Annotated in this window: 9 protein-coding genes and 1 riboswitch; of the genes, 7 read left to right on the forward strand and 2 right to left on the reverse strand. The window is 67.7% G+C overall.

Going from position 1 to position 7,516, the window contains the following annotated elements:
• Positions 1–91: 91 nt before the first annotated feature.
• Positions 92–790 (reverse strand): pirin family protein, encoded by a 699-nt coding sequence (locus MTR62_RS12825; RefSeq protein ID WP_244021496.1) that lies wholly within the window; start codon positions 788–790, stop codon positions 92–94.
• Between the two features lie 76 nt (positions 791–866).
• Positions 867–1,580, reverse strand: coding sequence for a pirin family protein (locus MTR62_RS12830; RefSeq protein ID WP_244021498.1), 714 nt, complete (start codon positions 1,578–1,580; stop codon positions 867–869).
• A gap of 129 nt (positions 1,581–1,709) precedes the next feature.
• On the opposite strand from MTR62_RS12830, the gene MTR62_RS12835 reads away from it, so the two are divergent.
• The 7 genes from MTR62_RS12835 to MTR62_RS12865 all read left to right on the forward strand — a co-directional run.
• Entirely contained in the window at positions 1,710–2,639 is a 930-nt protein-coding gene (locus MTR62_RS12835) for a LysR family transcriptional regulator (protein ID WP_244021500.1), read from the forward strand.
• Complete coding sequence (locus MTR62_RS12840; RefSeq protein ID WP_244021502.1) at positions 2,636–2,875, forward strand: hypothetical protein; 240 nt, start codon at positions 2,636–2,638, stop codon at positions 2,873–2,875. Before MTR62_RS12835 ends, MTR62_RS12840 begins: the two co-directional genes overlap by 4 nt.
• 34 nt (positions 2,876–2,909) lie before the next feature.
• Entirely contained in the window at positions 2,910–3,620 is a 711-nt protein-coding gene (locus MTR62_RS12845) for an FAD-binding protein (protein WP_244021504.1), read from the forward strand.
• A gap of 135 nt (positions 3,621–3,755) precedes the next feature.
• Positions 3,756–3,832, forward strand: a riboswitch (Fluoride riboswitch).
• Between the two features lie 238 nt (positions 3,833–4,070).
• Positions 4,071–5,348, forward strand: coding sequence for a phosphopyruvate hydratase (eno, locus tag MTR62_RS12850; RefSeq protein WP_244021513.1), 1,278 nt, complete (start codon positions 4,071–4,073; stop codon positions 5,346–5,348).
• A 272-nt stretch (positions 5,349–5,620) separates the two neighbouring features.
• Complete coding sequence (locus MTR62_RS12855) at positions 5,621–6,133, forward strand: hydrogenase maturation protease (RefSeq protein ID WP_244021506.1); 513 nt, start codon at positions 5,621–5,623, stop codon at positions 6,131–6,133.
• Positions 6,126–6,503 (forward strand): hydrogenase expression/formation protein, encoded by a 378-nt coding sequence (locus tag MTR62_RS12860; RefSeq protein ID WP_244021508.1) that lies wholly within the window; start codon positions 6,126–6,128, stop codon positions 6,501–6,503. Before MTR62_RS12855 ends, MTR62_RS12860 begins: the two co-directional genes overlap by 8 nt.
• Positions 6,503–7,516, forward strand: a 1,014-nt coding sequence (locus MTR62_RS12865) for a hydrogenase small subunit (protein ID WP_268739841.1), incomplete at its 3' end; no start/stop codon positions are given. The genes MTR62_RS12860 and MTR62_RS12865, both read left to right, overlap by 1 nt.

The raw sequence follows: 7,516 nt of genomic DNA on the forward strand, positions 1-7,516 counted from the left end.
CTGGGGTCCTCTGGTGATCGGGGACTGGGCGCGACCGGCGAACGGTCCAGAATGAAGGGCCTGGAATGAAGCGGCGCGAAGCGCGGCCGTTTCAGGCAAGATCGATCAGCAGGACTTCGGCTTGAGTCTCGGCCTCGAGCCTGAGGGTGCTTTCGGCGCTGAGCGCTGCGCCATCGCCTTCGCGCATCTCGGTCCCGCCCAGCGCGACGATCCCGCGCAAGACCTGGACCCAATAGCCGCGAGCCGGGCTGAGCGCCTGCTCGATCCGTGCGCCTTCGTCCATCCGCGCGAGCGCCAGCGCCGCATCCTGGTGCAGCGTGAGCGCGCCAGCGTGCCCGTCGCGGTTGGCGATCGGGCGAAAGGTGTTGCGGTGCTCGGTGGGGGCAAAGGCTTTCTGTTCATAGCCGGGCGCCAGTCCGTCGGTCTCGGGAAAGATCCAGATCTGGACGATGTGGGCGCGGCGGTCGGGATCGGGGTTGCGTTCGCTATGGCGCACGCCCGTGCCCGCCGTCATGCGCTGGACTTCGCCAGCCTCGATGCGCACCGCGTTGCCCAGGCTGTCGTGGTGGGCGAGCGTGCCGTCGAGCACGAGGGTCAGGATCTCCATGTCGGCGTGGCCATGCTCGGCAAAGCCGCCGCCGGGGATGATGCGATCCTCGTTGAGCACGCGCAGCGCGCGAAAACCCATGTTGGCCGGATCGGTGTAGTCGCCGAAAGAGAAGCTGTGGCGGGCATCGACCCGGGCGCCGAAATGGCGCCCGCGCGCGCCGCGGTCGCGAAAGCGGATCATGGCGTGTCTCCGGAAAGCAGGGGGGGATGGCTTCCCGCAAGCGGGAAAGCCTGCGGGACGCCTGCGGGTTCGGCGGTCAGGCCGCGTCGACGAGAACCAGTTCGCTGTCCTCGCGCGCGGTCACGCGCACCACGTCGAGATCGCGGATCGCCACGCCGTCGCGCGCCCTGGCCTCGATCTGGGTGCCGTCGGCGTCGGTCAGCGTGATCGCGCCGGTGGCGGGGACGAGGTAGCCCTTGCGGGCCGCGCCCAGCGGGTATTCGGCGCTTTCGCCCGCACGCAGCGTCGCGGCGACGACGCGGGCATCGGTGCGGATCGGCAGCGCGTCGCCATCGCCCGAGTAGCCCGAGGCCAGCGTGACGAACTGGCCTGCGCGTTCGCCCTTGGGGAAGGGACGCGCACCCCAGCTCGGCGCTTCGCCTTCGCTGGTGGGGATGATCCAGATCTGGAAGATGCGCGTGGTCACGTCTTCGCGGTTGTATTCGGAGTGGCGGATGCCGGTGCCCGCGCTCATCACCTGCACGTCGCCCGCTTCGGTGCGGCCCTTGTTGCCCAGGCTGTCCTCGTGGGTGATCGCGCCTTCGCGCACGTAAGTGATGATCTCCATGTCGCGGTGCGGGTGGGGGGCAAAGCCGGTGTGCGGAGCGATGGTATCGTCGTTCCACACGCGTAGGCTTCCCCAGTGCAGCCGCGCCGGGTCGTGGTAGCCGGCGAAGGAGAAGTGGTGCTTGGCATCGAGCCAGCCGTGGTTTGCGCCGCCAAGCTGCTCAAAGGGACGAAGTTCGATCATGGCCGTGTGTCTCCGGGGAAAGCGCCGGTGGGGGTGGTTGGAGCGCTTTCGTCGACACCTTTGGTATAGGTTGCGCGCTTTTCCGGTCAGAGAGATAAAGTCGACCTGTCTTTTCGAGGAATTGGAAAAGTGAGCGATCCCGGTACCCCGACCTTCGACCAGCTGACGATCTTCCTTACCGTGGTCGATTGCGGCAGTTTCGCCGCTGCCAGCCGCAAGCTCAACCGCGCGGTCTCGGTCATCAGCTACGGCATTGGCAATCTCGAGGCGCAGCTGGGCGTTGCGCTCTTCGCGCGGGAGGGCACGCGAAAGCCCCGGCTGACCGAAGAGGGGCGCGCGGTGCTCGCCGAGGCGCGCGCGATCACCCAGGGGGTGAGCAGCCTCAAGGCCAAGGTCAAGGGCCTGCTCGACGGGCTCGAGGCGCAGGTCAGCCTGGCGGTCGACGTGATGCTCCCGGCCGAGCGCGTGGGCGAAGTGCTGCACCGTTTTGCCGCGCGCTTTCCCACCGTGCAGCTGCGCCTCCACGTCGAGCCGCTGGGCGCGGTGACCTCGCTGGTGCTCGATGGCGAGGCGGTGATCGGTGTTTCGGGGCCCTTGTCGGCCGGAGTCGTCGGGATCGAGAGCCGGGCGGCGGGCGCGGTGGCGATGGTCCCGGTGGCCGGGCCCGACCATCCGCTCGGCCGGATGCTGACCATCCCTCCGGGCGAGGGGCGCGAGCATACCCAGCTTGTGCTCTCGGACCGCTCGCGCTTTACCGAGGGGCGCGACTTTTCGGTGGTCAGCCCGCGCACCTGGCGGCTCGCCGACCTGGGGGCGAAGCGTGCGCTGCTGTGCCAGGGCATCGGCTGGGGCAACATGCCGCTGCCGATGATCGCCAAGGATCTGGAGGAGGGGCGGCTGGTGCGCCTGGCGATGCCCGATCATCCGGGCGGGGCCTATCGGTTTTCGGGGATCTGGCGCAGCGACACGCCACCGGGTCCGGCCGGGCAATGGCTGCTCGACCAGTTGGTCGAACAAGGTCAGGATGATGGTGAACTGGAGGAGATGGGCGATGTTTGAGCGAAACCGGTCGCGCCGGGACGAGCCTGCGCGCGAGCATCGCGTGCAGCGGCGCCCGTTCGGCGCTGGCGCGCGCCCTGGGGCGCGACCTCAAGGGCCGGATCAGCATCGCGCTCTACCTCGTGGCGATCCCGGCTGCGTTCTGGGCCCGGCCGGTGGCGATCGCGCTCTATCTCGTGGTGGTGCTGGCGTGGATCGTGCCCGATCGCCGGATCGAGGCGATGCTGCGCGGGTAGAAAGCCGCGCCGGAGCGATCAGGCGCAGACGCTCGTGCGCCATGCTGACGGCAGCCTTGGCCATTTTCCGCACATCATCGACCGCGGCAAGCCCGGCATCATCGGTGTTCTGAGCACGGGCAAGCGATTTTGCAATGAGGCGGACGGGTACTACGACGACACCTCGGCGATGGTGGAGCAGGCGCCGCAAGGCGAAGAGGTGGAGTCCTGGCTGATTTGCGACCATCGGTTCCAACGCCGCTATGGTCTGGGGCATTCGCGGCCCTTTCCCGTACCCGCAGGCCCGTCCGTGCGAAGCGGCTATCTCAAGCGGGTCCGGACCATCGCCGGGCTGGCCGAGCAATGCGGTGTCGACCCTGCCGCGCTGACCGCGACGGTGGAGCGCTTCAATGCGTTTGCGCGCACCGGCGAAGATCCCGATTTCGGACGCGGCGGCACGGCCTACAACCGCAAGAACGGTGATCCGCTGCACCGCGGGCCCAACCCTTGCGTGGCGCCGATCGAAACCGGTCCTTTCTATGCGGTCAAGGTTCAGCCGGGCTGCTTTGGCACCTTTTCCGGTCTGCGGACAAACGGCAAGGCGCAGGTCCTGGACGATCTCTCGAGGCCGATCCCAGGGCTTTACGCGGTCGGTGCCGACATGGCGAGCGTGATGGGCGGGCACTATCCGTCGGGCGGCATCAACCTGGGGCCGGCGATGACTTTCGGCTTCATCGCGGGGCGCCACGCAGCCCAGGAAGGCTGACGCAAACAAGCGCGATGGAGTCTCGCGCCGAGTCTTGCGGTGGCATCCCCGGTCGGGCGTGCTGCGGCGGGAGAGCGGCGCAGAGCGAAAAATATCCGTTTTTGACTTGCTTTTGAAGAGCCTGGGTTCCAGTCTCAGGGCATAGGCAATGGACTCTGCCTGGCTCTGGCCGAACCGTCCCGCGCTACGGGACTGATGATTCCTACCTTTCGTTCCAAGGCGCACGCGATTGCCTCGTGCGCCATCGAAGAGGTGGGTCATGATGTGTCGGCACTCCGCTCTTTTTCGCATCGCGTCACGGGACGATCGGCCTGCGCCCAGGCCGCTGGCTGACGGGCTTGCCGGTGTCCCCCGGCGGCCTTCCGCGTGCCGCCGATCCGCGTCCCGCCCGCCGCCGACCGTGGCGCATGGCTTGCCCGCTTCGCTGTCCAGATCCCGCAGGAGGTCTTCATGAAATCCGCCATCGCCCAACTGTCCGCGCTCGAAATTCTCGATTCGCGCAGCAATCCCACCCTGATGGTCACCCTGACCCTTGCCGATGGCCGCAGCGTCTGTGCGGCCGTGCCGTCGGGCGCCTCGACAGGGCAGCACGAGGCCGTCGAACTGCGCGACGGCGACCCTGCACGCTATTGCGGGAAAGGGGTGCGCCGGGCCATCGAGCATGTCGAAGGGGACATCGCCGCGGGCCTCGCCGGCCGCTCGGTCGAGGATCAGGCGGCGATCGATCGGCGGCTGATCGAGCTCGACGGCACCGCGAACAAGGCGCGTCTGGGCGGCAACGCCATCCTGGGTGTTTCGATGGCCGTTGCGCGCGCTCGCGCACTGGTTGAGGGCAAGCCGCTCTATGCCGCGTTCGGGAAAAGCGATCCGACATTGCTGCCCATGCCCTGCTTCAACGTGCTGAACGGGGGCAAACATGCCGACAGCAGCCTGGATTTTCAGGAATTCATGCTCGTGCCCGTCGGCGCGCCGACCTATCGCGAAGCCTTGCGCATGGGAGCGCAGACTTATGCCGCCTTGCGCGGCGTGTTGCACGCGCGTGGCCTGTCCACCGCGGTGGGCGACGAGGGGGGCTTCGCGCCGCGTCTTCAAAGCAATGAAGATGCCTGTGACACGCTCGTTTCCGCGATCGAGCAGGCGGGGTTCCGCCCCGGCGTGGACATCGCCATCGCGCTCGATCCCGCGGCGTCCTCGTTCCATACGCCCGCCGGTTATGACCTGTCGCGCAGTGGTACCGGCATGGTCGACCGCGCACAGCTGCTGGACCTTTACGAGGACTGGATCGGACGCTGGCCGATCGTCTCGATCGAGGACGGTTTTGACGAGAACGACTGGCAGGGCTTTGTCGATCAGACCGCCGCGCAAGGGGGACGCATCCAGATCGTGGGGGATGATCTTCTGGTCACCAATACCCGGTTCATCGCGAAGGCCATCGCGTGCAAGGCTGCAAACGCGGCGCTGATCAAGCTGAACCAGATCGGCACCGTGACCGAGACGATCGAGGCCGTGGATCTGTGCCGTCGGGCGGGCTGGCGGCAGATGGTGTCGCACCGTTCGGGGGAGACGACCGATCCCTTCATTGCGGATTTCGTGGTGGCGATGGGATGCGGACAGCTCAAGTCCGGCGCGCCCTGCCGGGGCGAGCGGCTCGCGAAGTACAACCGGCTACTCGAGATCGAAGTACAGCTGGGAACGCGAGCCCGCTTCGCAAATCCCTTCGCCGCCTGACGGTTTGATTTCGGCCTTTGCCATCCTGTCGAGGGGCGGGACCTGAATGGCACAATCGATCCGTCAGGGGCGCCCGGTTTGCCGCGCACGGGGCTGGCCTCCTCGTGTCCACGAGAGTTCGGATTTCTGAGCTGGATCAATGACGTATAGGAAATCATGTGATTTGTGCGTAGAAAGCACCGAGGTGCCGGCAACGCTCTACAGCGGGGTGGCCCGGTTCGCACCGGCTCGAGTAGCGGCGCAGCGTCGCGGACGGGAAGACGATGACACCGATGGATAGCGACACGCGGCAGGCTCCGGGGGCTCCGGGCTGCGGTGTGACGACCGTGTTGGGGCTGGGCAATACCTTGCTTGGCGATGACGGGGTCGGCGTGCGCGTGGTCGAGGCGCTGCGCGAACGCAATCCGCCGGGGCTGGATGTCGTTGACGGGGGGACGATGGGCTTCCGTCTGGCCGACAGGCTGGCGCAGTCCTGGGCCTGCATTCTGGTTGATGCCGCCGATTTGCAGGCGCAGCCGGGGGCCGTACAGGTGCTCACGCCGCACGAGCTGGCCGGACGCTTCGCGCAAGGGCAGCGCAGTTCCGCGCACGAGGCGGGGCTGCTGGACCTGCTGGGGCTGGTCGAACTGGAGGGGCGCCTGCCCCGACGCCTCGCGCTCGTCGCGATCCAGCCTGCCCGGCTCGACTGGGGCGAGCGGCTGACCCCCGCGGTTGCGGCTGCGGTGCCCCGCGCGTGCGAGGTGATCCAGCGAATAGGCCAGGAGTGGAGCGCGCCGCATGGATGATGCGTTTCTCGGCGCGCTGTTGGCCCAAGTGCACAGCGCCGTGCAGGCCTATCTCGATACCGGCGCGCATGGGCTGATCGATCTGCTGCGTTTGCCGATGCCGCCCGAGCGGATCGAAGCGCTGCGCGCGCGGCTCGGGCAGGGCGAGATCACGATGACGCTGGAGGCCGAGGGCACCAGCCACATCCGCGAGACCGCGTTGGCCGGGGTATGGTGGATCGATCATCACGACAGGGCCGGGCATCTGGTCGCGCGCCTGATCGAGATCGGGCCGGTGCCGCAGATCGTACCGGCGGATGCCGATGCGATGCGGGCCGCGCTTGGTGCGCTCGATGCCCTGGCCGATTGCAACGCCGGAGAGGCGAAATGATGGTGAAGGAGACCAGCCTTGGCCGTGAATTGTCCCGGTGCGGGGTCAGCCGCCGGGCCTTGCTGAAGTTTGCAGCGGCTGCGGCCAGCAGTCTGGCGCTGCCGCCCGGCATGGCGCAGGCCATCGCCGATGGCTTGTCGAAGGCGCGGCGCCAGTCGCTGATCTGGCTCTCGTTCCAGGACTGCACCGGGTGTCTGGAATCGCTCACGCGCTCCTCGGCGCCGGGGATCGAGCAGCTGATCTTCGATTTCGTCTCGCTCGATTATCAGGAAACGCTGATGGCCGCAGCGGGCACGGCGGCCGAGGCGGTGCTGCAAAGGACCGTCGCCGAAAATCGGGGCCAGTATCTCCTGGCGATCGACGGTTCGGTGCCGGTGGCCGACAACGGGGTCTACTCGATGGTCGGCGGGCGAGCGAACACCGCCATGCTGCGCGAGCTTGCCCAAGGCGCGGCGGCCGTGCTTTCGATCGGGACCTGCGCGGCCTACGGCGGCATTCCCAAGGCCGCTCCCAATCCGACAGGCGCAAAGGGTATCCCTGAGCTGCTGGAGGGCAAGCCCCATGTGAACATTCCCGGCTGCCCGCCGATCCCCGAAGTGCTGACCGGTGTGCTCGTCAATTTCCTGAGCTTTGGCAAGCTGCCCGATTGCGACGCGCTGGGCCGTCCGCTCGCCTATTATGGCACGACCATTCACGACCAGTGCTACCGCCGGGCGATGTACGATCAGGGCAAGTTCGCGCACAGCTTCGACGATGAAGGCGCGCGGCAGGGATGGTGCCTTTTCGAGCTGGGCTGCAAGGGGCCGACCACGCGCAACGCCTGTGCGAGCCTCAAGTGGAACGGGGGCACGTCCTTCCCGATCCAGTCCGGCCATGGTTGTCTGGGCTGCTCGGAGCCCGATTTCTGGGACAAGGGGAGTTTCTACACCTCGCTTTCGGGCGGGGAGGGGCCGCCCTGGGCGGCGGTGGGCGCCGCGGCTGCCACCGGTGTCGGGATCGGCGGCGCGGCGGCC

The organism is Novosphingobium organovorum (assembly GCF_022832435.1).
GTDB classification, from domain to species: Bacteria; Pseudomonadota; Alphaproteobacteria; order Sphingomonadales; family Sphingomonadaceae; genus Novosphingobium; species Novosphingobium organovorum.

Coding starts and splice junctions, on each gene's coding strand:
- MTR62_RS12860 (WP_244021508.1), top strand. CDS start 6,126: ATGGATGATGCGTTTCTCGGCGCGCTGTTGGCCCAAGTGCACAGCGCC.
- eno (WP_244021513.1), top strand. CDS start 4,071: ATGAAATCCGCCATCGCCCAACTGTCCGCGCTCGAAATTCTCGATTCG.
- MTR62_RS12855 (WP_244021506.1), top strand. CDS start 5,621: ATGGATAGCGACACGCGGCAGGCTCCGGGGGCTCCGGGCTGCGGTGTG.
- MTR62_RS12830 (WP_244021498.1), bottom strand. CDS start 1,580: ATGATCGAACTTCGTCCCTTTGAGCAGCTTGGCGGCGCAAACCACGGC.
- MTR62_RS12825 (WP_244021496.1), bottom strand. CDS start 790: ATGATCCGCTTTCGCGACCGCGGCGCGCGCGGGCGCCATTTCGGCGCC.